This window comes from Dietzia sp. NPDC055343 (assembly GCF_053645265.1).
Window position 1 is genome coordinate 1 of record NZ_JBSHMJ010000133.1, and the last position, 1,806, is coordinate 1,806.

At 66.4% G+C, this 1,806-nt stretch carries 1 protein-coding gene and 1 pseudogene; one reads left to right on the forward strand and one right to left on the reverse strand.

The window, feature by feature from the left end; all coding sequences use genetic code 11:
- Window positions 1–384, forward strand: a pseudogene (locus ACWIE7_RS19095) (alpha/beta hydrolase); the annotation flags it as partial.
- Between the two features lie 143 nt (window positions 385–527).
- Here the strand turns inward: ACWIE7_RS19095 and ACWIE7_RS19100 are convergent.
- Entirely contained in the window at window positions 528–1,475 is a 948-nt protein-coding gene (locus ACWIE7_RS19100) for a hypothetical protein (protein ID WP_454070319.1), read from the reverse strand.
- Window positions 1,476–1,806: the final 331 nt, after the last annotated feature.

Sequence of the window (1,806 nt, forward strand, 5' to 3'; positions counted from 1 at the left end):
GCGCTGCCCGAGGCGCCGGAGCTGCCGTGGCGCTGGCTCACCGCGGAGGAGTTGGACCGCTACGAGACCGAGTACGTCCGCACCGGGTTCGCCGGCCCGCTGCAGTGGTACCGGGCGATGGACGTGTCGTGGTACGCCCGCAAGGAGTTCGAGCGCCAGACCAACCCCGTGCCGTACTACTTCGTCTACTCGGAGCACGATCCCGACCTCGAGGGCTTCCACGGCCGCGAGCCGCTTAAGAAGCTCGACCGATATCACGACGACGTCCGCCAGGTCCGCAGCGTGCCCCGGGCCGGCCACCTCATGCATCTCGAGGCCACCGAGGACACCCACCGCGAGATCCTGGCCTGCCTCGACGACATCGCAGTGACCATCTCGGCGTGATCGTCGAGGCCGCCCCTCGCCGCGGCTGCAAGACACGGGCGCGCGGTTGCACGACGCTCGTTGCGGTTCAGACCCGGCCTTTCGCGCCGATTGTCGTGCAGGTGATGGGGGATGTCTTGCAACCGCTGCAGGGATTGGCGGTGTCAGGCGCGCGGGCGGTTTTGAGCGCGGGTGTATGCGTTCGTGATGTGACGCATCGCCTCGTCAGGCTTCATGTCCTTGACGATCCGCACGACCTGCCACCCGAGATCGGTCAGCCTGGCGGTGATGCGTAGGTCCCGCCGCCACTGGTCCTCGTCACCGTGGTGCCTGCCGTCGTAGAAGATCGCGACCTTGGCAGAAGCGTAGGCGAGGTCGGCGATCGTGATCCGCTCACCGGTGGGCTCGAAGATCTCGAGTTGAGAAGTCGGCCGGGGGAGCGGCGACCGTTCGATGCGGAGTCGCAGCAATGTCTCCTGCGGGGACTGCGCACCGGCGTCACATGCGTCCAAGAGTCGCGCGATCGTCGATGCACCATGCAGGCCATGCATGCGTCCCGCGGCCGCGGCGACGGCGTCGAGCGAAGTGCCGGTGGTGAAGCAGAGCGAATCGATCACGCAGATACGCAGGTCCTCCCCGCGGATCCATCTGGCCGTATCCACGGCTGTGCGAGCAGGGGTGGTGACGCGTAGCCCTCCGATCTGGCAGATGTCCTCGTCAGGCACCGGGCGGCGAAGTGAACGCTTCCGGATCCCGCGCGGAGGCCGCGGTTCGGCTGCGGTGAACACATCGATTCCGCCAAGTACTCTTTCTCTGGCGTACGACGTTTCGCCGTGGAGATAGGCGGCAGCCCATCCTCCGATGATCGCGTCCGACGGAGCCCAGATGCCGGCTGCCCGGATGATGTCCCAGCTGGTCAGCGGCTCGCCCTTAGCGACGTAGACACCGGGGAAGATCGCGTGGAACCCGGCTCGGAGTGCGTAGCGGGTGACGAGTCCGGCGGCCAGGGCATCGGCGCCTGCGAACGGTTTGCCGGTCGTCACCGCGTCCGCCAATGACGCGGGGACCGGGACGGGTGGGCGGGTGTCGCTGACCCAGCGAGTGCGTGCCATGAGGCAATCGTGAATGGCGGCGACGTCTCGGAACAGGCAGAAAGCGGCCACTGTGGATGGAGTCGACGACCATCCACAGGGGCCGCGGTTCGCCTTATCCCGCGCTCCCAAGCCGGTCCCGCCCACAACAACCCCGCGGTTGCAAGACATCACCCCGCAGCTGCAAGACCAGCGGTGCGAAAAACAGCTCAGTAATCGCACTAGATGTCTTGCAATCGCGGGGTGATGTCTTGCAACCGGGGAACTGTCAGTCGGTCAGGCCGTACTTCGCGCCGAAGTTGGAAATGGACTCGAGCTTCTGCTCGGTGGAGCAGTCGAAGCCGTGTCCCTC